The following is a 22,589-nucleotide window of genomic DNA, read 5'->3' on the forward strand; positions in this document are numbered from 1 at the left end:
GTTGAAGGCCGCACTTGAAAACTACCAAGCCCGAATGCAGCGGGTGCTAGACCATATAGACCAGAATCTGGATGACGATCTGGGGCTGGAGGCGTTGAGCGGTGTCGCGGCGTTCTCGAAATATCATTTCCACCGGCAGTTCACGTCCACCTTCGGGGTGTCCGTGCATCGCTATGTCCAGCTCGCCCGCATGAAGCGTGCTTCGTACAGACTTGCCGAAAGTGACGCCCAAAGCGTCACCGACATAGCCATGGATGCCGGTTACGACGCGCCGGATGCCTTCGCCCGCGCCTTTCGGCAACGGTTCGGACAATCGCCGTCGTCGTTCCGGAAGTCTCCCGACTGGGGGTCGTGGCTCATGGCCTTCGGGCCCCTCGAAAAAGCAAGGAACACGCTTATGCAGATAATCTTTGAACACGACGACGTGACGATCCGCGATGTGCCCCCGACGCCGGTGGCGATCATGGAGCACCGCGGAGACCGGGCGACGCTCCAGGACACCATCCAGCGGTTCATCGCCTGGCGTAAGGCGGCGGGCTTGTCGCCCGAGACAAGCCCGACCTTCAACGTCTTCCGTTCCGAAAGGGAGCCCGCGGTCCCGGCTGACTACAGCATGGACATTTGTGCCGGGACAGACCGGCCGATCGAGGCGAATGACGGGCAGATGAAGGCTGGCGTGATCCCCGGCGGGCGCTGCGCGGTGCTGCGCTACCCTGGCAATACCAACAATCTCGAACCCGCAGCACTTTATCTTTATCGTGAATGGCTTCCGGCCAGCGGCGAGGAAGCACGCGACTTTCCGATCTATTGCCAACGACATCTGTCCCACTTCCCGGAGGGCCCGCTACGCGAAGTGGTCGTTGAACTCTTTCTGCCTCTGAAATAGCTCGGCAGGACAGCGGTTTGTCCCCCCGATCGCGAGCATCATGGCGACGCGAGATCAAAGCTTGATCACATACTCCTTGCGAGTCGTTTCAAGCACTTCCCAGCTGCCCTTGAAGCCGGGCTTCAGCACAAAGCTGTCGCCGGTCTTGACGGTGCGCGCTTGCCCACCGTCCTCCGCGATCACCGAAACGCCGGACAGGATGTGGCAGAACTCCCACTCGTCATAGACGATGCGCCATTTGCCCGGGGTCGATTCCCATATGCCGGCATAGAGGCCGCCGTCGCGCTCCTCGACATTCCAGGTGCGGAATTTGGGATCGCCCGAGATCAGCCGGTCGGGCGCCGGTGCACCCTGTTCGGCGTCGACAGCGTCGACGCCGATGGAAAGAAATTTCGACTCGCTCATGATCGGTCAGACCTTGGCTAGCGCCTGTTCGAGGTCGGCGACGATGTCGTTGACGTCCTCGATGCCGATCGAAAGCCGCACCGTGTCCGGTCCTGCGCCGGCCTTGACCTTCTGCTCGTCGGAAAGCTGGCGGTGCGTGGTCGAAGCTGGGTGGATGACCAGCGACTTGGTATCGCCGACATTGGCGAGGTGCGAGAACAGCTCGAGCGCCTCGACGAATTTGACGCCCGCGTCATAGCCGCCCTTCAGCGCGAAGGTGAATACGGCGCCGGCGCCAAGCGGTGAGTACTTCTTCTGCAGCGCGTTGTTCTTGTCTGAGGGCAGGCCGGGGTAATTCACCGATGCGACCTTGGGGTGGTTGGACAGCCAGGCGGCAACCGTCACGGCATTGTCGCAGTGGCGCTGCATGCGCAGCGGCAGGGTTTCCAGGCCGGTCAGGATGAGGAAGGCGTTGAACGGGGAGATCGCCGGGCCGAGATCGCGCAGGCCGAGCACGCGCGCGGCAATGGCGAAGGCGAAATTGCCGAAGGTTTCGTGTAGGACAAGACCACCATATTCGGGGCGCGGTTCCGACAGCATCGGGTATTTGCCCGATTTCGACCAGTCGAAGGTGCCGCCGTCGACGATGGCGCCGCCGATCGAATTGCCGTGACCGCCGATGAATTTGGTCAGCGAATGGACGACGATGTCGGCGCCATGCTCGATCGGCCGGATGAGGTAGGGCGAGGCCAGTGTGTTGTCGACGATCAGCGGCAGGCCGTGCTTGCGCGCGATGTCGCCGATCTTCTCGATGTCGACGAAGGTGCCGCCCGGATTGGCGAGGCTTTCGATGAAGATCGCCTTGGTCCTGTCGTCGATCTGGCTTTCGAAGGTCGAGATATCGTTGGTGTCGGCCCATCGCACCTCCCAGCCATAATTCTTGAAGGCATGGCCGAATTGGTTGATCGAACCGCCGTAAAGCTTGTTGGCCGCGACGAAATTGTCGCCCGGCTGCATCAGATTGTGGAACACGATCACCTGCGCCGCATGGCCGGAGGCGACCGCGAGTGCCGCCGTGCCGCCTTCAAGGGCCGCCATGCGCTCTTCCAGCACCGCCTGCGTCGGGTTCATGATGCGGGTGTAGATGTTGCCGAAGGCCTTCAGCCCGAACAGCGACGCGGCATGGTCTGCATCGTCGAAGACGAAGGAGGTCGTCTGGTAGATCGGCGTGGCGCGCGCGCCGGTCGCCGGATCGGGCTTGGCACCGGCATGGACGGCGAGCGTGTTGAAACCTGGCGTGCGGGTCACTGAAAACCTCCCTTTTGAAACTCTTGAAATCGCCGGGCATTCTTGGCGAAGCATGAGCGCGAATGCAAAGAAGAAAATACCCTTCGGCTAGCGATCTGCGGCCGAGGCCCGAGAAAATGCGCTGGCCTAAGGAATAATTTTGCGCCTAAGGCGCATCGCGCGTCAGGCCTTGCTTTTGGTGCACGTCGTTATCCCAAAACCGCTGCGCACTTTTGAGCGACGTGCACTACTTCTGCCGCACGCCAAAACTCTGGAATCCCGACCGCATCAGCGGCTTCTTCGACGACAGCACGCCGGAATTGACGCCGGTCCAACCGATCTCGCCGGACAGCTTGCCATATTCGATCTTGGGGCAGCGGTTCATCACCACCTTGATGCCGGCGGCCTCGGCGCGCGCGGCTGCTTCGTCATGGCGCACGCCAAGCTGCATCCAGATCACTTTCGGCAAGGGATCGAGCCGCAACGCCTCGTCGACGATGCCGGGCACCGCCGCCGGCGCGCGAAAGATGTCGACCATGTCGATCGGCTCCGGAATATCGGCGAGCCTGGCATAGGTCATCCGGCCGAGGATCTCCTTGCCGGCCTGGCCAGGATTGATCGGAAACACCGAAAATCCCTTGGCCAGCAGATATTTCAGCACGAAATAGCTTGGCCGCACATCATTGGCGGACGCGCCGACCATGGCGATGGTCTTCACCGAATTGAGGATGCCGGCAATGTAAGTGTTGTCGTAGCTATCGTGGTTCATGCGGCTTCCTGCGGTAGTGGTATCGGTAAAGTTCACGGCTGAACCCAAGCGAGGCATAGAGAGCGCGGGCCGGTGTGTTGTCGGCCACCACCTGCAAGCATGCGGCGTGAGCCCCTGCCCGCCGCGCCCAGCCGATGAGGCCGCCGACGGTCTTGCGGCCCAGGCCTTGCTGCCTGAAACGGCCATCGGTTTCAACCGATTCCACCACAAGCAGGCCATTGCGGATGACACCATAGGCCAGGGCGGCAATTTGGCTGTCGCGTTCATAGGACACAAACGCCCGGTCGCCGACGATCAGCCCGGTCATCTCGCGAAAGATGCGGCGCTCGGCGTCGTCAAAGGCTCCCATGCGGAACCGCGCCGCGAGCCAGTCCTCGCCCGGCACCTTCAAAACGGTGACCTGCTCATCGCGAAATTCAGCCAGGTCGCCGATCCCGGCATGGAGATGGATCGTGCCGCCTTCCGGCTGGTAGCCGCGATGGTCGAGAGCGGCTTCGAGCTCGCCGGCGATGCCGGGAACCCGAAACAAGGGCGTCTGGCCGTGGCCGATGTAGAAGGACTCGGCGGCGTCGATGACTGCATCAGGCGCGCCACGCTCGCCGCGCAAGGGATTGGCCGAATTGGTACGCCGGATCCGTCCGCCCGATCGCCGCAGAAGCCAGCCATCAACCAACGTCTCGGTCGCCGCCGGCCAGCCTTCGCGGCACGCCTGCTCGACGCGCCAGTTGAGGTCATCATCGCCGGCGCTCACGCGTCATCCTCCCGCAGCGCTTCCTCCATAAAGGCCTGCGGATCGGTGCAGAAGTCGCGCATCATGCGAAAATGATCGGTATCGCTGAAATCCGTGGGATCGAGCCCGAACCGGCTGATGCGGAACAGCCGCGCGCCAGGACAAGCCATCAGCAGCGGCGAATGCGTCGCCATGATCACTTGCGCGGTGCCCGACTGGTCCATGCGCCGCAGCATCTTGAGCAGCTCGATCTGTCGCGTCGGCGACAGTGCGCTTTCGGGTTCGTCGAGGATGTAGATGCCTTGCCTGCGGCAGCGCTCCTCGAAAAAACGGATAAAGCCCTCGCCATGCGACCAGGACAGGAAGTCCGGCGGCGGGGGCCTGAAAGGGTCTTCCAGTGCCGCCTGATCGAGATATCGGGCCACGGAGTAGAAGGATTCGGCGCGAAAAAACCAGCCGGCGGTGACTTTCGGCAGCCAGTGACCGCGGAATGCGTTGGCCAGCGCGGCACCACTCTTGTCGATGGCGCTGGAATGGTCGACCGGCCTATATCCCTTGCCGCCACCGGCTTCGTCATAGCCGGCCAGCGCACCGATCGCCTCGAGCAGCGTCGATTTGCCGGTGCCGTTCTCGCCGACGATGATGGTGATCGGCGTGGTGAATTCGAGTTCGAAGTCGTGGCCGCGAAACAGCGGCAGGTTCCATGGATATTTTTCCCAATCCTCGACCCGCACGGCATCGAGCAGGATGCGCTTCAGATAGGGAGCCTTGAGCCGCGTCAGCTGCTTGCGATGGGCCATCAGCCAGGTAGCGAAATCGTGCCGTCTTCCGCGATCGGAAAGGCCGGATTGTGCGCCACTTCCCAGACATGCCCGTCGGCGTCGGCGAAGTAGCCGTACCAGCCGCCCCAGAAGGCGCGGCCGGCCGGCTTGACGATGCGGCCGCCGGCTTTTTCCGCCCTGGCGAGCACGTCGTCGACTTCAGCGTCGGAGCGGGTGTTGTAGGCGAGGTAGACCGCCGATGGCGCCGCGGCGAAGGCGATGCCGGAATCCTCTTCTGCGCTGGCACGTGGGAACAGACCAAGAATGACGCCGCCCATCTGGAAGAAGGCGACACCGTCGGTGATACCGGCATGCCGCTTCAAGCCCATAGCCTCGTAGAAGCGCACCGCGCGGTCCAGATCATCGGTGGCGATGGTAACGATAGAGATTCGCGGCTCCATGGTGCTGCTCCTATTCGTCCGTCCATTCCGGCTTGCGCTTGCCGATGAAGGCGCCGATGCCTTCCTCGGCGTCGCGCGCGAGCATGTTTTCGACCATGATCCGGCCGGTATAGGTGTAAGCATCCGCCAGCCCCATTTCGGCCTGCGCGTAAAACGCCTCCTTGCCCGTCTTGACCACCAAAGATGATTTGGAAGCAATGGTTTGCGCGTATTTGGTGACGATCTGATTCAGGTATTCACGCGGCACGACGCGGTTGACCAGGCCGAATTCCTTGGCGGTTGCCGCATCGATTGTCTCGCCGGTCAACAGCATCTCCATCGCATGCTTGCGCGAGACGTTGCGCGACAGCGCCACCATCGGCGTCGAGCAGAACAGGCCGATGTTGACACCCGGCGTACAGAAGGTCGCCTCATGCGAAGCGATCGCCAGGTCGCAGCTGGCGACCAGTTGCAGCCCGGCGGCGGTGGCCAGGCCGTCAACCTCGGCGATGACAGGCACTGGATGACGCACGATCGCCTGCATCAGCGTCGCACAAGCGGCAAACGTCTCTGCGAAAAAGGCCTTGCCATGATCGGCGTCAGTGCGGCGCGCGGTCATTTCCTTGAGATCGTGGCCGGCGCAGAACACCTTGCCGGCAGCCGACAAGACGATGACGCGAACGGCCTTGTCGGCCCTGGCGCGCTCGAGTTCGGCCGTCAGCGCCGCCATCACCGCCAGCGACAGCGCGTTGGCAGGCGGATTGGCGAGTGTGAGGCGCAGCACGCCCTTGTCCAGTTGTGCAACTACCGAACCCTCAACGGCGGCAGGCTTGATGGCAAGGATTTCGGCCATGGCTAAGGTTCTCCGCGATTCCGCTGGGGCTGCCAGACTATCTAATACCGGATCAGGTTTCGTCCAACACCGATCGCTTGCGCCAGGGGACGAAGGTTGTCAGAAATGCCGCGCTGCGCTCATACAGGCCTGGCGCAAAGCGAGAGACCAAGACATGCCCGCTCAGACCAACCTCAAGCCCGTGCTGACCGCGCAACAAGTCAATGCGCTGATGGAAACCGTCTATCCGCAGCTCAATGAGCAGTTCAAATATTTCGAGGCGATCGACGTGTTCCCGGGCGGCTGCACCGTGCGGCTCAACGCCGGCGAACGGCATTTGCGTCCCGGCGGCACGGTGTCCGGCCCCTCGCTGTTCACGCTGGCCGACATTGGCGGCTACGTCTGCGTGCTCAGCCATGCCGGGCCGGATGCGCTTTCGGTCACCGTCAACCTCGACATCAATTTCGTGCGCAAGGCCGAGGCAGGACCGATCGACGGCCATTGCCGCATCCTGAAGCTGGGAAAGAGCCTGATGGTGTTCGACATCGACATCGTTGCCGGCCCAGACGGAGACACGGTGGCGCATGCCACCGGCACCTATTCGATCCCGCCGAAGCGGAATGGTGATGTGGTAAAATAATACCTTTTGTTCAAGTTATTGTTTTTGCTACATTTTACCTGATATCTACCTTTTCGTTCGCCTTGACGCGGTCACCACCCTCGCCTATAAGCCTCCACGAAGCAGCGGCCCGCAAAGGCCGCCGTTTTGTTATTGGCGGCGGGCAAGCGCCTTTCGCCAATCCAAGCAACAAGAAACGCCTTCTCTTATGAAGGTCAAAACCGAGAGCAGAAAACATGACAACCTTTTCGCAGAAGCCTGCGGATGTGGTGAAGAAGTGGATCCTGATCGACGCCGAAGGTCTCGTCGTCGGTCGTCTGGCCACTGTCATCGCCAATCATCTCCGCGGCAAGCACAAGCCGACCTTCACCCCGCACGTCGACGACGGCGACAACGTCATCGTTATCAATGCCGACAAGGTGGTGTTCACCGGCAAGAAATTCACCGACAAGGTCTATTACTGGCACACCGGCCACCCAGGCGGCATCAAGGAGCGCACCGCGCGCCAGCTGCTCGAGGGTCGTTTCCCCGAGCGTGTCGTCGAGAAGGCCGTTGAGCGCATGGTCCCGCGTGGCCCGCTCGGCCGTCGCCAGATGAAGAACCTGCGCGTCTATGCAGGCGCCGAGCATCCGCATGTCGCCCAGCAGCCCGTCGTGCTCGACGTGGCCAAGCTGAACGCCAAGAACAAGAAGGTCGCATAAGATGGCTGAGCTTTCCTCGCTCGCAGAACTGGGCGCCGCCACCGGCAACACCAATACCCAGCCGGCGGCCCCCGTCCACGTCCAGAAGCTCGACAAGTCGGGCCGCGCCTATGCCACCGGCAAGCGCAAGAACGCCATTGCGCGCGTCTGGGTGAAGCCGGGTTCCGGCAAGATCATCGTCAACGACAAGGAATTCGCGACCTATTTCGCGCGTCCGGTCCTGCAGATGATCCTCAACCAGCCGATCATCGCCTCCAACCGCGCCGGCCAGTACGACATCGTCGCGACAGTCGTCGGCGGCGGTCTCTCCGGCCAGGCTGGCGCCGTGCGTCACGGCATCTCCAAGGCGCTGACCTATTACGAGCCGACGCTGCGCGCCGTGCTCAAGAAGGGCGGCTTCCTGACCCGCGACAGCCGCGTCGTCGAGCGCAAGAAGTACGGCAAGGCCAAGGCCCGTCGTAGCTTCCAGTTTTCCAAGCGCTAAGCACTTCGAAGCTTCAGACAATCGAAAAGGCCGCCTCCGGGCGGCCTTTTTGTTTGCGGCTCGGCAGTCACCCCACCCACGCCTACGGCGCGACCTTCCCATCGAGGGGAGGTAGAAGAGCGCGGCGCCCTACCTCCCCTCAATGGGGAGGTCGGCGCGGAGCGCCGGGTGGGGGTGACGGCGCCGGAAAACAGGTCAGGCCTTGCCGCCCTTGATATAGTCGATGAACGCCCGCAGCGGGGCCGGAACCAGGCGCCGGCCGGGATAATAGAGAAACGGTCCGGGAAAACTCTGCCACCACGGTTCGAGCACGGGCTCAAGAGCGCCGCTGTCGAAGTAAGGGCGCAGCCAGCCCTCGAAGAGGCCGATGATGCCGGTGCCGGCGACGGCCGCGTCGACGGCAAGATCGGTCGCCCCGCCGATCCGCACGATCAAGGGGCCTGTCGGATCGACCCGCACCACCTCGCCGTCTCGCTCGAATTCCCACGGCAGCATCGCACCGCTGGCAAAGCGCCCACGCACGCAGGAGTGGCCAAGCAGGTCGCTCGGGTGTTGCGGGCGCCCATGGCGAGCAAGATAGGCAGGGCTGGCGGCGGTGGCGAAACGCTGCACGCGCGGTCCGATCGGCACCGCGATCATGTCCTGCTCCAGCCGCTCGTCATAGCGGATGCCGGCGTCACAGCCGGCCGCCAGCACGTCGACGAAGTTCTCGTCGGCGATCACCTCCAGCCGGATACCGGGATAGGCGGTGAGGAAACCAGGGACGATGTCGGGCAATATCAGCCGCGCAGCACTGACCGGCACGTTGAGACGCAACGAGCCCGCCGGCCTGTCGCGAAAACCGTTCACCACGTCCAGCGCCGCCTCCACCTCCGACAGCGCCGGGCCGAGCCGCTCCAGAAGGCTGAGGCCCGCCTCGGTGGGAACAACGCTGCGCGTCGTGCGGTTGAACAGCCTGACACCGAGCTGCACTTCCAGGCGACGCACCGCCTCACTCAGGCCGGAGGCGCTGCCGCCGCTCGCACGCGCGCCGTCGCGAAAGCCGCCGGCGCGCGCCACCGCCACGAAAGCATTCAGATCGCTGAGGTCCATCATTGTTCGCCATTCCGCACGGCCTGTGTGGATTGTACCGGATTATCACGAGGTTGGGCAGCGCCTATCTCTGCCTCCTCAAGGAGATCAATCATGTCCAACATCCAACAATCCGGCACCTTCGCCCCCGCCACCTTCAAGCTTGGCAGCCGCACCGTGAAGCGGCTCGGCTACGGTGCCATGCAACTCGCGGGACCCGGCGTGTTCGGGCCGCCCAAGGATCATGACGCGGCATTGGCCGTGCTGCGCGAGGCGATTGCGCAAGGCGTCGACCATATCGACACCAGCGACTTCTACGGTCCGCACGTCACCAACCGGCTGATCCGCGAGGCGCTGGCGCCCTACCCCCAAGATCTCGTCATCGTCACCAAGATCGGTGCCCGGCGCGGCGCGGATGGATCGTGGCTGCCGGCCTTTTCCGCGGAAGCGCTGACCCAGGCGGTGCACGACAATCTCAGCAATCTCGGGCTCGAGGTGCTCGACGTCGTCAACCTACGCATCATGTTCGATACCCATGGCCCCGCCGAAGGATCGATCGAAGCGCCGCTTACCGTGCTGGCCGAGCTCCAACAACAGGGTCTGGTCAGGCACATCGGGCTGAGCAACGTGACGCCGGCGCAGATCGCGCAAGGACGGGGGATCGCCGAGATCGTCTGCGTGCAGAACCAGTACAATCTGGCGCATCGCGGCGACGATGCCCTGATCGACGATCTTGCCCGCGATGGCATCGCCTATGTGCCGTTCTTCCCGCTCGGCGGCTTCAACCCGCTGCAATCCTCCACCCTGTCGGAAATCGCGGCGCGCCTCGGCGCCACGCCAATGCAGGTCGCGCTCGCCTGGCTGCTGCGCCGCGCGCCCAACATCCTGCTGATCCCCGGCACATCGTCGGTCGGGCATCTCAGGGAGAACCTCGGTGCGGCTGAACTGGAATTGCCACAGGATGCGCTCAGCGAACTGGACGGCGTGGCGCTAGCGGCTTGAAGCTAACCAATCTCCCCCCTCGTGAGGGAGATTGGCAGCGTCAGCCGCCGCTTAATTGATGCTCGCCGTATTCGCCGGCTCAACCGGCCGCGCCTCGTCGGCATAAGGCACGCGAAAACCATTCGCGGCCAGCCAGTCGATTGCCGCCTTCGGCTCGTCGGTCTGGATGATGGTGGCGCCGCGATCGGCCCAGAAACCCCAGCTTTCGCGCGGCAGGCTGGCCTGCACCGCCAGTTCGTCGCCGCGGCCGCCGGCGAGGAAGCCGCCCGGTTTGTTGGCGATGGCGTAGGTGTCGGCCCAGATGTGCCAGTTGCCCCTCACAGCGGCCGCGCGCATGCGCGTGCTGAACAGCGGCCCGCCCGTCTCGGTCAGCGTCTCGGCGCCTGCCCGCCAGTTGATCAACTCGATCGCGCGCGGCGAGAAGGCGCGGTCGACCGTCCCGGCGAAACCGGCGTCATGCACCGCGTCATCGGCGATGATCGGCATGAACTGGAAGCCGCCGCCAATGGTCTCCATGGCAGCCTTGACCGTGGAAATCCGTTGTGAATTCCACAGGTTCTCCTTGACGATGACCTGTTCGGCCATGCCGAGACCGCGAGCGACCGCAATCATGCCCGGGAGGGCGCCGACGTCGAGCTTGTTGTCGAGGTTGATGAGGATGCGGTTTCTGGTCGCCATCAGCATCTCGTGCAGCGTCGAGACTGTTTCACCTGTCGCCGCACCGGTGCCCTCGACCACCAGCCGGCATGTCTTCAGTTCGGCCAGCGTGTACATGACCACCTCGCCCTTGCAGGTCGTGGTGCGGTCGAGCCAGCTGTCATGCATGACGACGAACTCGCCGTCCTTCGAGCGCCTGATGTCGACCTCGACGATTTCGGCGCCCATGGCGATCGAGCCCTCCACGGCGGCAATCGAATTTTCCGCGTAGAGCGTCTTGCCGGCCTGCATGCTGCCGGCGCGATGCGCAGCCACCATGACGTGATCGCGCCATTGGTTGGCATGCTCGAAGCGGTCGAGGATCTGTCTGGCGCGGGTCTCGCCGGCCAAGGCCTGGCCAGAGGCGGCTGCCACGGCCGTGTAAAGCAGAAAACTCAGCCAGATGGTCCGCATCGAGAATCGCTCCTTGCCGGATCGACACCCGGATAGGCGACGCCCGTGACATCTGGGTGAACGAAGCCGGCTAGCGGAATACTCGCAGCAGGTGCGTCAGATGCGTTTCGAGAGCCTGCGGAACCACGCCATGGCCGGCATCTCGACAAAACGCCAGGTGATCCAGGAGGCGGCAATGGTAGCGGCGAGCATGACGACGATCGCCACCGCCCCCGTCCAGCCGGCACCGAAGCCGGTGGCAGGCTGGCCGCGCAGCATGAAGTCGCCGATCAGGCCAAGGCCGAGCTTGCGCTCGACGAGCCCGGCGACGTTGATCAGGCGCGCCTGGACGAAGATGTGGACCATGTAGATCGAATAGGACAGCGCGCCGAGCGTCAGCATGAACGGGGCTCTGAGCAAGGCGCTGATCCAGCCACCCTCATGGGCGAACAGAAACAGCGCCAGCGCGAACACCAGGGGTGCCGCGATGCCGAAGTCATTGTCGCCCGCCAGCGAAACGAAAAGCACGATGACGGCCACCATGACGATTTCGGCAAGGGTCCAGTCCATGCGCGGGCCGCCCCTGGCGAGAGCCTGTCGCGCCCCTGCAATGGAATCATGCTGAAACCAGGCCAGCAAGGCGCCGAGCGAGAAGCCGTACAGGCAACGGATGAAGCCGAAATCGAAGGACACATCCATATGATGGGTCGAGAAGCCGAGCAGGAACAGCGGCGCGGTGACGGCGGCCGCGACGAACCATATCCAGGCGCGCGCGCCGGCGACGAAGACCACGCCGGCAAACAGGAGATAGGCGAAGAACTCGGCCGAAATGCTCCAGCTCGGCGCATTCCAGGTCAATTGATCCTCGAAGCCGACACCCTGCAGCAGAAGGAGATTGGCAAGCAGGCTGTTGAGGTCGAAGCCGCCGGTGAAGGGGGCAGCCCCCGTGCCGTGCAATTGCGGCAGCATCAGCCGCAGCAGCTCGAAACCGGCGAAGGCGGCAAGCATGAGCAGATGCAGCGGGTAGATGCGGCCGAAACGGACCAGGGCGAAACGCGCGACCTGTCCCGGTTGGTTGAGCCGATCGCCATAGCTGCTGGCGATGACGAAGCCGGAAAGGACGAAGAAGAAATCGACGAACAGGTAGGACGAACCGATGAAGGCGCTTTGCGAAATCGTCGAACCGGTAGGAAAGTGAAACAGCGCCACCAGAAGCGCGCAGATGCCGCGCCACGAATCGAGGACCAGGAAGCGTTCGCCGGCGACCGTGCCGGTGTGGGTCGACGCCGCGGCACGGGTGGGGTTGAGAAACGCGGTCTGCGTCATGATGATACAATCCTGTCTTGCCGTGGCACTCGGGCAGCGCCATTCCGTCTCGCCAAGCTATGACTGGCATCTTCCGTGCCGGTTCTGTAGTTGTTGCAACCCGATGAAAAACGAGGATCCGTAATGGCGAACCACACCATCGACAACGCCTTCACCGCCCGTTCCAAAACGGGCGCCGCGTTCGAGCCGACCTATTCCGGCGCGCTGTCGTTCATGCGGCGCAAATACACCAAGGACGTGAAGGGCGCGGATGCGGTGGTGTGGGGTATTCCCTTCGATGCCGCCGTCACCAACCGGCCTGGCGCCCGCTTCGGGCCGCAGGCGATCCGCCGTGCCTCGGCGATCCTCGACAACGACCCGCAGTATCCCTTTTCACGCGATCTGTTCGAGCATCTGGCGGTCGTCGACTACGGCGATTGCCTGCTCGATTCGGGCAACCATCAGAAGACGCCCGGCACGATCGAGCGCGAAGCGGCGAAGATCCTCAAATCAGGCGCCTTCCTGTTGACGCTCGGCGGCGATCATTTCGTCACCTGGCCACTGCTCAAGGCGCATGCCGCCATCCATGGTCCGCTCGCTTTGGTGCAGTTCGACGCCCACCAGGACACCTGGCCGGACGACGGCAAGCGCATCGACCACGGCTCCTTCGTCGGTCGCGCCGTCAAGGAAGGCATCATCGATCCCGACCGGTCGATCCAGATCGGCATCCGCACCCATGCGCCCGACACGTTCGGCATCAAGATTCTCCATGGCCATGAAATCGAGGAGATGCGGGCGTCCGACATCGCCTACGCCATTGTCGACCGCACCGGCGGCAAGAAGACCTATCTCACCTTCGACATCGACTGCCTCGATCCGGCCTATGCGCCCGGCACAGGCACGCCGGTTGCCGGCGGGCCGTCCTCGGCCAAGATCCTGTCGACGCTGCGCCAGCTCAACCAGATCGATATTGTCGGCGCCGATGTCGTAGAGGTTGCGCCGGCCTATGATCACGCCGATATAACGGCAATCGCCGGCTCGATGGTGGCCATGCAATATCTCGGTCTGCTTGCTGAACGGAAAGCCCGGCTTGAAGAGCTGAACAACGGCAATCACAATGGTGCCGCAGTGATTCAGGGTCAGGGCATATAGTCTTGAAAACTCAAGGAATTTGAACAACCCATGAAACCGAAAATCTTCATCGACGGCGAACACGGCACCACCGGCCTGCAGATCAGGGCGCTGCTTGCCGAGCGCGGTGATCTGGAGATCATTTCCATCCCCACCGAGCGTCGCAAGGAAACGGCGGCACGTGCCGAGTTCCTCAATGCCGCCGATGTCGCTATCCTGTGCCTGCCCGACGACGCGGCGAAGGAAAGCGTCTCGCTGATCGCCAACGACACCACCAGGGTCATCGATGCGTCGACCGCGCATCGCGTGGCGGAGGGCTGGGCGTATGGTTTCCCCGAGATGGACAAGGACCAGGCAAAGGCGATTGCCTCGGCAAAGCGCGTCGCCAACCCAGGCTGCTGGCCGCAGGGACCGATCGCGACGCTGCGGCCGCTGGTCACAGCAGGCCTGCTGCCGGCGGATTTTCCGATCACCGTCAACGGCATTTCGGGCTATTCGGGCGGCGGACGGCCGATGATCGAGGACTACGTCGCCAAGGGCGAGGACGCCTCGGAATTCCTGCCTTACGGCCTCACCCTGCAGCACAAGCACGTGCCGGAATTGAGGGCCTATGCAAGGCTGTCGCATGATCCGATCATGCAGCCGGCGGTCGGCAATTTCGCGCAAGGCATGATCACCGTGGTGCCATTGCAACTCGGCGGCCTCGACCATGTGCCGACCGGTGCGGAGCTGCATGCGGCGATTGCCGACCATTTCGCCGCCATCAAGGGCGGTGTGGTCGAGGTGGCGCCCTATGCGCATTCGGAGCGCATGCCGGAGATCGATCCGGAGATCTACAACGGCACCAACCGGATGAAGGTCTATGTCTTCGCCAACGACAAACGGGCGCAGGCCCTGCTGCTGGCGGTCTACGACAATCTCGGCAAGGGCGCCTCGGGTGCCGCCGTCCAGAACATGGATCTGATGCTCGGCCTCTGATGGACACGCCAGCCTTTCCGGCGCGCTGGAAAGTCAGCGCGCCCGAACTTATTGCCGAGACCTTTTCGAGCCGCATCTGGAAGGTTTTGCGCGAAGACGGATCGCCGGCGATCGTCAAGGCGCTGAAGCCTTTCGATGACGTCGCCGACGAGTTGCGCGGAGAGCACTATCTCGCCTGGCGGCGCGGCGAAGGCGCGGTGCGTCTGCTCGGCCGCGACAGCCACAGCATGCTGCTCGAATATGCCGGTGAAACCCTGCTGCAGCAGGTTCTCGACGAACAGGGCGACTTTGCCGCGACCGCAATCGCGGCGGAGGTGATGGCAAAACTGTTTTCACGGGGGAAAGCCCCCTACCCGTCCGAGCTTCAGCCGCTCCGGGAACGCTTCGCCAGCCTGTTCGACAAGGCGAATACCGATCGCGACGCCGGCCTTGACAGCCTCTATGTCGAGGCAGCCGTCATCGCCGAGCGGCTGCTGGCCGCCGCATGACATCAGGCCCCTGCATGGCGATCTGCATCACGAAAACATCCTGCACGGGCCGCGCGGCTGGCTGGCGATCGATCCGAAGGGCGTGCTCGGCGATCCCGGCTTCGACGCGGCGAACATGTTCTACAACCCGCTCGACCGGGACGATCTCTGCCTCGATCCGAAGCGGATCGCTGATATGGCCGAGATCTTTGCCAGAACACTGAGCCAGACACCGACCGCTATCCTCGATCATGCCATTGCCTATGGATGCCTGTCGGCGTCCTGGCATCACGAGGACGACAATGCGGTCGAGGAGAATCGCGAATTGTCGATCGTCAAGGCGATCCGGGCGGTGCGGGCAAGCTTCTGATCCGACCCAGTAGATCGGCTCAGGATCAGCCCCTGAGCGCTATTCCCGTCGGCAAGGGAAGGCGCCCTTGGTGCCGCGCCAATGGGCTGCTGCAAAGCCCAGCACGATCAGCGCAAATCCCTGATGGGTCAGCGCCATATGCAACGGCACATGCATGAGCAGCGTGCCGACGCCGATCGAGGCCTGCACCAGCACCAGTAGAAACAGCAGCGTCGCGCGCCGCGCATGCGTCGAGCCTGGCAGCCGCCGGCGCGTGGCGATCATGTGCCACAAGGCCACGACGAATACCGTGTAAGCGCCAAGCCGATGCACGAACTGCACCGTCTTCGGGCTCTCGAAGAAGTTGCGCCATGCCGGCTCGAGGATCAGCAGATCGCCGGGAATGATCTTGCCGTCCATCAGCGGCCAGGTGTTGTAGCTCAGGCCCGCATCGAGCCCGGCGACCAGGCCGCCGAGATAGATCTGGATCAGCGCCAGCAGCACGATGAAGCCGGCCAGCCTCTGCGTCGACCTATCGGCGGCAGGCTCGGAATGCGGCGCCAGGCCCCGCGCGACCACCATGGTGGCGGTGAAGATCAGCGCGGCAAGCGTCAGGTGGGTCGCCAGCCGGTACTGGCTGACGGAGACCCGGTCGACCAGGCCAGAGGCCACCATCCACCAGCCGATGGCGCCTTGCAGGCCGCCGAGCAGCAGAATGCCCACGAGTTTCCGACCCAGGCCGCGCTCGATGCGGCGCGTCGCCCAGAAGAACAGCAGCGGCAAGGCGAAGACCAGGCCGACGCTGCGCGCCAGGATGCGATGCGCCCATTCCCACCAGAAGATCGATTTGAACGCTTCGATGCTCATGCCCTTGTTGAGCTCGGCATATTGCGGGATCTGCTGGTAGAGCTGGAATTCCTCCTGCCACTCGGCATCGTTGAGCGGCGGGATCACGCCATGGATCGGCTTCCACTGCGTAATCGACAGGCCGGAATCGGTGAGCCTGGTGGCGCCGCCGACCAGCACCAGCGCAAACAGCACCAGAAGCACCACATAGAGCCAGGCGCGCAGCAGCGCCCGGTTATGCAGGTCGCGGTCGCGGGCGACGTATGGCGCGGCAGCTGATATGGCAGCCATGATCTTGTCCCGGCAGGTTGATTTGGCGGATTGGTGGACCATCGCACCCGTGCTGGCAAGACCATCCGGCGCGGCACGCCGTCGCGCCGCGTCTCACCGGTTGCGCAGTCTCGCCTCAAGGCCTATGCGAGGCCGTTACCCCTTGAGCCTGCCAGGCTGCCTGTGCAAATTCCGGCATGCTCGATCAGGAGACCAACCATGCCCCTGCGCCTGAAAAAGCTGATCGGAATGTTTCTGCTGGTGGCGCTGGTCATCATCTATGCGCTGGTCGCATCGATCTTCGCGGTCGCCCGGCTGTCGGAGTCGGGTCCGTGGGTGCATTTCCTGTTCTTCCTGCTCAGCGGCCTGCTCTGGGTGCTGCCGGCAATGGGCATCATCAAATGGCTGATGCTGGAGCCGAGGGCCAAGCGCTAGGCGAAACCGCCAGCGTCAGATGGTGACGACCATCTTGCCGGCATTGGCGAGCGGCGTCGTCACGCCCGACAACATGGTGCGAATGTGGGCGAGGCTCTGATAGCGGCCGTTGACGGAAATGCGCGGCAAAGCATGCAGGAACCCGGCATGTTCGGCGCGCAGCACGCCGTGGCGCGTCGTCACGGCAGAGGTGTAGCCTGCGTCACGGGCAAAGCCGACTTCGCGACAGCCTACGGCACTCGCATAGCCATAGGGGTAAGCGAAATGGCGGGGCTCTTCGCCCAGTTCGGCCAGCAACATGGCGCGCACGGCGCCGATCTCGTGCCGGGCATCGGCTTCGGAGAGCCGCTTCAGATTGCTGTGGTTGATCGTATGGGCGCCGATCGTCACCAGCGGATGCGCGGCGATGCGGCGGATTTCGTCCCAGTTCATCAGTGTCCGCAGGCGCGGACCGTCGGCGTCGATGCCATTTGCGCGAGCCAGATCGCGCAACACCGCCTGCAGGTCCTCCTCGCGGATTTCGGAGGTGAGATAGGCGTGCAGGCGTGCATTGGCCTGCAGCTTCTTCGCGGGGGTCGAGCAATCGATCGACAGCGGACCCTTCGGCCGCGTCAGCATCAAGGTATCGCGCGCGTTGACGATGTCCTCGACAACATCCCACCACAGGTCGGCTGTGCCGTTGATCAGCCCGGGCGCGACATAGATGGTGATCGGCGCGCCGTGCTTCTCCAGCACCGGCAGCGCCTCGACCATATTGTCGCGATAGGCATCGTCGGCGGTGATCGTGGCAAACTGACCGCCTTTGCCGCCCGCCTTGATGCACTCCACCGCCTCGTCCATGGAGACGAAGGCATAGCCATGCGCCTTCATGTCGGCGATCATGGCGTCAAGGAAGCCGGGCGCGATATTCAGATGCCGGTTGACGCTGTCCGGCTTTTCCGGCGTCGCGGTAACACGGTGCAGCATCAGGATGGCGCCAATGCCGCCGATGAACGGCTTGGCCAGCGGTGCAAGGCCGGTATAGCGGGCGACGTTCAGCGCCAGTTTCCGGATTGCCTCCCCGCCGTCGATCATTCATTCACCTTTTGCGCCTAGGCTGATCCAAGCACGGAATGCGCCTATGCGAACCCCCAAATCGCGACCAATACGCCCTAAGGATTGAGGTATGGTTGACGCAACTGCGTCATTTGACGGCAATCGGCTTGCGGCGACCGAGGCATCGTCGCGCGCCTTGCCACGGGACCGTGCCGGCCTGTCGATCTCGGTGGCGTCCACGGACGGACTGGCGGCCTATGCCGAGTTCTGCCGCTCGGCTCTGTTTGGTCCGGCGCAGAGTGCTGCCTGGATCCTGAACTGGGCGGCCGAGACACGACCGGACCTGCTCGTCGCGACGCTGAGTGCCGAGGGCAAACCGGTTTTTTCGCTGGCGCTGGAGATTGCCTCGAAGGGGCCGTTCCGGATCGCCCGCTTCATGGGTGGGCGCCACGCCAACGGCAACTTCGTCGCCGCGGACCCGAACTGGCTGGCCAAGGTGGATATGCCGGCCCTCCGATCGGTGCTGGCGGCCATCGCCGAGGCACGCCCGGACATCGATCTGGTCGCGCTCGAGCGGTTGCTGCCCGATCTCGACGGCGTCGCCAATCCGCTCGCATCGCTTGACCATTTTTCCAGCCCCAATCTGTCGCTGGCCGTCGATCTCGCCGGCGGCTTCGATGCGCTGCTTTCTCGCGCCAGTGGCAAACGCAAACGCAAGAAGCACCGGTCGCAGATCCGGAAATTCGAGACCGTCGGCAGCCACCGGCGCATCGAGGCCCGCACCCCGGACGAGATCGACAGGCTGCTCGACGCCTTCTTCGAGATGAAGGAACTCCGCTTCCGCAAGATGGGCATCGCCAACGTCTTCGGCGACGCGCAGGTGCGCGGCTTCTTCCGCGCGCTGTTTTCGCAAGCACTTAGCGAGGACAAGCCTTCCTTCGTGCTGCACGGGCTCGAGGTTGCCGGCAAGCTGCGCGCCATTACCGGTTCAAGCCGCTCGGGCAAACGCCTGATCTGCGAATTCGGAGCGATCGCCGAGGACGATCTCGGGCACGCCAGCCCCGGCGACTTCCTGTTCTTCGACAACATCCAGGAAGCCTGCGAGACCGGTTTCGAGGTGTATGACTTTTCGGTAGGAGATGAGCCTTACAAGCGGCTGTGGTGCGATATCGAAACGCGGCATTTCGAAGTGCTGGTCCCCTTGACCGTGAAGGGCCGCATGCTGGCGCTGACGCTTCGGCAAGGCGCGCGGCTGAAAGCCTTCGTCAAGAACAGCCCGACGATCTGGAAGCTGACCAAGGTGCTGCGCCGCAAAGCCGCCGGCCAGGCGGCGCCCTCGGAAGAAGATAGCTAACGCAATGACGCCGATCATCCGCACACTGTCCCTGCAGGAACTGGCGCTTCTCGTCGACTGGGCAGCTGCGGAAGGCTGGAACCCAGGTCTTGAAGACCCGGCGATGCTCCAGGCGGCGGACCCCGAAGGCTTCATCGGCGCCTTTGTCGGCGACGACATGGTCGCGGCAATTTCGGCCGTGGCCTATGGCAGCGAATTCGGCTTCATCGGCCTCTACATCTCCCGGCCTGACATGCGCGGCATGGGCTACGGCAAGACGGTGTGGGACGCCGGCATGAAAAGGCTTGCAGGCCGGACCGTCGGCCTTGACGGCGTCGCCGAGCAGCAGGCCAATTACCGGCGCAAGGGCTTCGCGCCGGCCTACGAGACCATCCGCTTCACCGGGCGCAAGGCAGGCCCGACGGCCAGGGCCGATGGGTTGCGGATGATTACAACGCAACTCCTGTCCGATGTCGTCGCCTATGACGCCCATTGCTTTCCGGCGCCCCGAGACGCCTTTCTGAAGCGATGGCTGCAAGAACCGCATCATGGGTTGGCGGCAATCGGTTCGCGCGGCGTCACCGGCTTTGGCGTGGTGCGCCGGTGCCGATCCGGCTTCAAGATCGGCCCGCTGTTTGCCGACGACATGGAAATCGCTTCGCAACTCCTGGAGGGACTGGCCGGTGCCTGTGAGGGCGGCGAGCTGCATATCGACGTCCCCGCCGATAACACCGGTTTCATAACTGCGCTCGATGCGGCCGGCTTTGCGCCGACCTTCACCACCACGCGCATGTACAAGGGGCCTGCCCCGGAACTGGACCTGCAAAGGGTGTTCGGCGTAACGACCCTGGAACTGGGCTAGATCGGGCGAACCGCTGAACGGCTCCGCCAGGCGATCCGCAGCTCTCTCAGGCGGCGGCAGTGCGCCGTCCCGGCACCGGATTGCCGGGCGGTTCGTGGCCGAGCGGCGTCACCAGCGTCAGGTCGGGATAGCCGTTCTCGATCAGCTTGACGGCAGCCTGCGTCACCTCGTCGTCGGCCTCCAGCATGGAGAGAAAGACCTCGGTGGCGTCGCCGGTCAGACGGCCGATGCCCTGCGCGTCGGCTGGTCCGCATTCGACCACGACCAGATCATAAGCCGTTGTCAGCGACTGCATAATGATCGGCAGCCGGTCGGCAGCGCGCATGGCGCGGACCGGATCGGCGGTTCCGACCGGAATGACGTGACAGTCCGAGTAGAGATCGGCATGGATGACGTCACTGAACTGCGCTTCCGAAGCGAGCAGGTTGGTGATGCCGGGAAAAAGTCCGCTGTCCAGCATCGGCCGCGAGGCGGCCCCCGACGCTGTGAGGTCCAGCAACAGCACGCGCAGCCCGGCGTCGGCGACTTCGCGCGCCACCAGGATCGCCGATGCAGCCGCCTCGTCGCCTTCCGGCGAGACGAATATGGCGCGCGCCGCACCGCTTGAGATCAGCTTTTCGGCAGCCCTTTCGATGTCGATCTCGCCCAGGGTGGAGCGCGCCGGTTCGGGCTCGACAACCGTTTGCTCTGTCGCCGCCGTAGCGGGCATTGCGACCGCATCCGGCGCCTCGGCCATGGCCTGCATCGCAGCGGCAAAAGGCTCCGCATCGGCTTCATGCGCAGGTTCAGGCAGTTCCTGGTGAATGACGGGTTCCTGGAAGACGGCAGGCTCGTGGCGGACAAATGGCTTGGCGGCCGGCGTCTGCGCCACATGGGGCATCGCGACCTCATCGATCCGTTCGAAACGGGAACCGCTCGCCGGCCGCATCGCGCGGCCTGAGAACAGCTCCCGCAGAAGCGTCACGATGGCCATGATCAGCAGCGATGCGGCGAAAGCCGCGCCGACGATCGGCCCCACCTTCGGGAAATAGGCCTCGGAGGGAACCGACGCCTTCGAGGCGATCCGGGCGTCGACCGGCAGATAGTTGCGGTCCTGGCGCGAAGCGGCTTCGCGGTAGTTGGTCAGGTAGAGTTCGAGCTGCTGTCGCTTGGCGGTCGCGTCGCGCTGCAGTGCGTCGAGGTCGACCTGTTGTTCGCCGGCCTGCGCCGAAGCGGCTTTCAATGTGTTGACGTCGGCGACGAGCTGGTTCTCGCGGGCCTTTGCCGTCTCGGCCTGCATCAACAGGCCTTTCATGATCTTCTGGGCCTCGCTGCGGATCTGCGCGTCGAGATCGGACAGTTGCGATTTCAGCGCGCGAATGCGCGGATGATTGCCAAGCAGCGTCGTCGACAGATCGGCGATGTTGGAGCGCAATTCGACCTGTCGCTCACGCAAGCGCTGGATCAGGTCCGATGACAGAACCTCCGGCACTGCGTCCAGCGAACCGCCATTCTGCAGCGCCCTGCGCACACCGTCGGCGGTCGCTTCGGCCGCAGCGCGGTTGGCGCGCACTTTCGACAGTTCGCTCGACAGTTCCGAAAGCTGCTGGGTGGCCAGCACCGAATTGTTGCCACCCATCAGAAGATCGGACTGGGCTCGGTAGGCGGCGACCTTCGCCTCCGCATCCTTGACCTGCCGCTGCAGGTCGGCGATCTCGGGCGCCAGGAAGTCTGCCGCGGCGCTGTTCGATTCGAGCTTGGCCGCCCCTTGCCCCGCTATATAGGCGGCAGCGATGGCGTCCGGTATGGCGGCCGCGAGCTTGGGATCTTCCGATGAGAACTCGATGGCAATGATGCGGGTCTTCTCGACGCCGTAGACGTTGAGCTTCTCGTGCATTTTCTTGAGCACGCGCTCTTCCGTCGGAATTTCCATCGGGTCGCTTTTCAGCCCGACCAGGACCAGAGCGCGGCTCAGCGCCGACATGTCGAGCGCTTCATTGAACTCGGGCAGTTTTTCCAGCCCAAGCTTTTGCGAGACCTGCTTGAGGATTTCGTTGGAGGAAATGATCTGGACCTGGGTGGCGACGCCCTGCTCGTCGAGAATAGGCTTGTCGGTGTCGTTGTTATTGCTGGCCGGCCGCGTGTAGATGGATTCGCGCGGCGCGATCTCCACCTGCGTCTCGGCCTTGTAGTGCCGGGTTGCCAGTGAGACGAAAGCAAAGGCCAGCCCGGTCGCCAACAGGACGACGAGGCCTATACGCAGCCAATTCCTCGCCAGGCTGGCGAAGAGCTGCCTGAGATCGACATCGACATCTGCGGCCGCGGACTGAACGGACATGCATCCCTACTCCGATACTGGGTCAGCACGCACCGTAAACAACTATGGTAACTCAGCCGTTAAGATCGCGGTAAGTTTCCGTTAGGGTTTACTGGCGGGCGACAAACAAAACCGCCAGAAATCGCAAAAACTCTTGCCGATGCGCCACGTGTCGGCCGCTCCCTTTACCGGCCATTAACCCTAACAGGATGATAACGGGCCTCGAT

At 63.6% G+C, this 22,589-nt stretch carries 23 protein-coding genes and 1 pseudogene; 11 read left to right on the plus strand and 13 right to left on the minus strand.

From position 1 onward, the window contains the following. The first annotated feature begins 1 nt into the window (after position 1). Entirely contained in the window at positions 2–886 is an 885-nt protein-coding gene (locus AC0NIL_RS22335; RefSeq protein WP_024504597.1) for an AraC family transcriptional regulator, read from the plus strand. Positions 887–940: 54 nt separating this feature from the next. Here the strand turns inward: AC0NIL_RS22335 and AC0NIL_RS22340 are convergent, their stop codons facing one another. From AC0NIL_RS22340 to AC0NIL_RS22370, 7 genes are all read right to left on the minus strand, one after another. Next, positions 941–1,291, minus strand: a complete 351-nt coding sequence (locus tag AC0NIL_RS22340) for a cupin domain-containing protein (RefSeq protein ID WP_013532197.1) — start codon at positions 1,289–1,291, stop codon at positions 941–943. Positions 1,292–1,297: 6 nt separating this feature from the next. Beyond that, positions 1,298–2,578, minus strand: coding sequence for an O-acetylhomoserine aminocarboxypropyltransferase (locus AC0NIL_RS22345; protein WP_024504598.1), 1,281 nt, complete (start codon positions 2,576–2,578; stop codon positions 1,298–1,300). Positions 2,579–2,804: 226 nt separating this feature from the next. Then, positions 2,805–3,326 (minus strand): CoA-binding protein, encoded by a 522-nt coding sequence (locus tag AC0NIL_RS22350; protein WP_024504599.1) that lies wholly within the window; start codon positions 3,324–3,326, stop codon positions 2,805–2,807. Further along, positions 3,313–4,077, minus strand: coding sequence for a GNAT family N-acetyltransferase (locus AC0NIL_RS22355; protein WP_024504600.1), 765 nt, complete (start codon positions 4,075–4,077; stop codon positions 3,313–3,315). The genes AC0NIL_RS22350 and AC0NIL_RS22355 overlap by 14 nt, the downstream gene beginning before the upstream one ends. Further along, entirely contained in the window at positions 4,074–4,856 is a 783-nt protein-coding gene (locus AC0NIL_RS22360; RefSeq protein WP_063167785.1) for an AAA family ATPase, read from the minus strand. Before AC0NIL_RS22360 ends, AC0NIL_RS22355 begins: the two co-directional genes overlap by 4 nt. Continuing rightward, complete coding sequence (locus AC0NIL_RS22365; RefSeq protein ID WP_013532202.1) at positions 4,856–5,278, minus strand: VOC family protein; 423 nt, start codon at positions 5,276–5,278, stop codon at positions 4,856–4,858. Before AC0NIL_RS22365 ends, AC0NIL_RS22360 begins: the two co-directional genes overlap by 1 nt. Before the next feature lie 10 nt (positions 5,279–5,288). Continuing rightward, complete coding sequence (locus AC0NIL_RS22370) at positions 5,289–6,110, minus strand: enoyl-CoA hydratase (RefSeq protein ID WP_473573433.1); 822 nt, start codon at positions 6,108–6,110, stop codon at positions 5,289–5,291. Positions 6,111–6,264: 154 nt separating this feature from the next. On the opposite strand from AC0NIL_RS22370, the gene AC0NIL_RS22375 reads away from it, so the two are divergent. The 3 genes from AC0NIL_RS22375 (at position 6,265) to rpsI (ending at position 7,893) form a co-directional block, all read left to right on the plus strand. Further along, positions 6,265–6,729 (plus strand): PaaI family thioesterase, encoded by a 465-nt coding sequence (locus tag AC0NIL_RS22375; RefSeq protein WP_127369051.1) that lies wholly within the window; start codon positions 6,265–6,267, stop codon positions 6,727–6,729. 215 nt (positions 6,730–6,944) lie between these two features. Next, positions 6,945–7,409, plus strand: a complete 465-nt coding sequence (rplM, locus tag AC0NIL_RS22380; protein WP_013532205.1) for a 50S ribosomal protein L13 — start codon at positions 6,945–6,947, stop codon at positions 7,407–7,409. A 1-nt stretch (position 7,410) separates the two neighbouring features. Further along, positions 7,411–7,893, plus strand: coding sequence for a 30S ribosomal protein S9 (gene rpsI / locus AC0NIL_RS22385; RefSeq protein WP_023810272.1), 483 nt, complete (start codon positions 7,411–7,413; stop codon positions 7,891–7,893). 195 nt (positions 7,894–8,088) lie between these two features. On the opposite strand, the gene AC0NIL_RS22390 is transcribed toward rpsI, so the two are convergent. Then, complete coding sequence (locus AC0NIL_RS22390; RefSeq protein WP_473573435.1) at positions 8,089–8,988, minus strand: LysR family transcriptional regulator; 900 nt, start codon at positions 8,986–8,988, stop codon at positions 8,089–8,091. Positions 8,989–9,078: 90 nt separating this feature from the next. On the opposite strand from AC0NIL_RS22390, the gene AC0NIL_RS22395 reads away from it, so the two are divergent. After that, positions 9,079–9,966 (plus strand): aldo/keto reductase family oxidoreductase, encoded by an 888-nt coding sequence (locus tag AC0NIL_RS22395; protein ID WP_473573437.1) that lies wholly within the window; start codon positions 9,079–9,081, stop codon positions 9,964–9,966. 51 nt (positions 9,967–10,017) lie between these two features. Here the strand turns inward: AC0NIL_RS22395 and AC0NIL_RS22400 are convergent, their stop codons facing one another. Together AC0NIL_RS22400 and AC0NIL_RS22405 are read right to left on the minus strand one after the other, a co-directional pair. Continuing rightward, positions 10,018–11,076 (minus strand): glycerophosphodiester phosphodiesterase family protein, encoded by a 1,059-nt coding sequence (locus AC0NIL_RS22400; protein WP_063171940.1) that lies wholly within the window; start codon positions 11,074–11,076, stop codon positions 10,018–10,020. A 96-nt stretch (positions 11,077–11,172) separates the two neighbouring features. Next, positions 11,173–12,381: an acyltransferase family protein gene (locus tag AC0NIL_RS22405; RefSeq protein ID WP_024504663.1), complete on the minus strand. Its 1,209-nt coding sequence runs from the start codon at positions 12,379–12,381 to the stop codon at positions 11,173–11,175. A gap of 123 nt (positions 12,382–12,504) precedes the next feature. On the opposite strand from AC0NIL_RS22405, the gene speB reads away from it, so the two are divergent. The 3 genes and pseudogenes from speB to AC0NIL_RS22420 all read left to right on the plus strand — a co-directional run bounded on the left by speB (position 12,505) and on the right by AC0NIL_RS22420 (position 15,306). Then, a complete protein-coding gene (speB, locus tag AC0NIL_RS22410) occupies positions 12,505–13,512 on the plus strand; it encodes an agmatinase (protein ID WP_013532211.1) in 1,008 nt (335 codons plus the stop codon). Positions 13,513–13,542: 30 nt separating this feature from the next. Continuing rightward, positions 13,543–14,469 (plus strand): N-acetyl-gamma-glutamyl-phosphate reductase, encoded by a 927-nt coding sequence (gene argC, locus AC0NIL_RS22415; protein WP_473573439.1) that lies wholly within the window; start codon positions 13,543–13,545, stop codon positions 14,467–14,469. After that, a pseudogene (locus AC0NIL_RS22420) lies at positions 14,466–15,306 on the plus strand (aminoglycoside phosphotransferase family protein). Before argC ends, AC0NIL_RS22420 begins: the two are co-directional and overlap by 4 nt. 39 nt (positions 15,307–15,345) lie before the next feature. Here AC0NIL_RS22420 and AC0NIL_RS22425 read toward each other — a convergent pair. Further along, positions 15,346–16,422, minus strand: coding sequence for a COX15/CtaA family protein (locus AC0NIL_RS22425; RefSeq protein ID WP_473573441.1), 1,077 nt, complete (start codon positions 16,420–16,422; stop codon positions 15,346–15,348). A gap of 198 nt (positions 16,423–16,620) precedes the next feature. Here AC0NIL_RS22425 and AC0NIL_RS22430 point away from each other — a divergent pair, with 198 nt between their 5' ends. Next, entirely contained in the window at positions 16,621–16,836 is a 216-nt protein-coding gene (locus AC0NIL_RS22430; protein ID WP_013532215.1) for a DUF2842 domain-containing protein, read from the plus strand. 15 nt (positions 16,837–16,851) lie between these two features. Here AC0NIL_RS22430 and AC0NIL_RS22435 read toward each other — a convergent pair whose 3' ends face one another. Continuing rightward, entirely contained in the window at positions 16,852–17,910 is a 1,059-nt protein-coding gene (locus AC0NIL_RS22435) for a polysaccharide deacetylase family protein (RefSeq protein ID WP_473573443.1), read from the minus strand. A 91-nt stretch (positions 17,911–18,001) separates the two neighbouring features. Here AC0NIL_RS22435 and AC0NIL_RS22440 point away from each other — a divergent pair, with 91 nt between their 5' ends. Beyond that, positions 18,002–19,225, plus strand: coding sequence for a GNAT family N-acetyltransferase (locus AC0NIL_RS22440; protein WP_473573445.1), 1,224 nt, complete (start codon positions 18,002–18,004; stop codon positions 19,223–19,225). A 4-nt stretch (positions 19,226–19,229) separates the two neighbouring features. Continuing rightward, positions 19,230–20,066 carry a GNAT family N-acetyltransferase gene (locus tag AC0NIL_RS22445; RefSeq protein ID WP_063167776.1) on the plus strand — a complete coding sequence of 279 codons (837 nt, stop codon included), beginning with the start codon at positions 19,230–19,232 and terminating at the stop codon, positions 20,064–20,066. 46 nt (positions 20,067–20,112) lie between these two features. Here AC0NIL_RS22445 and AC0NIL_RS22450 read toward each other — a convergent pair whose 3' ends face one another. Next, the gene (locus tag AC0NIL_RS22450) at positions 20,113–22,383 is read right to left on the minus strand and encodes a GumC family protein (RefSeq protein WP_473573448.1); all 2,271 of its coding nucleotides are present in this window, start codon (positions 22,381–22,383) and stop codon (positions 20,113–20,115) included. Positions 22,384–22,589 lie beyond the last annotated feature (206 nt).

It is taken from the genome of Mesorhizobium sp. WSM1343, assembly GCF_055901535.1.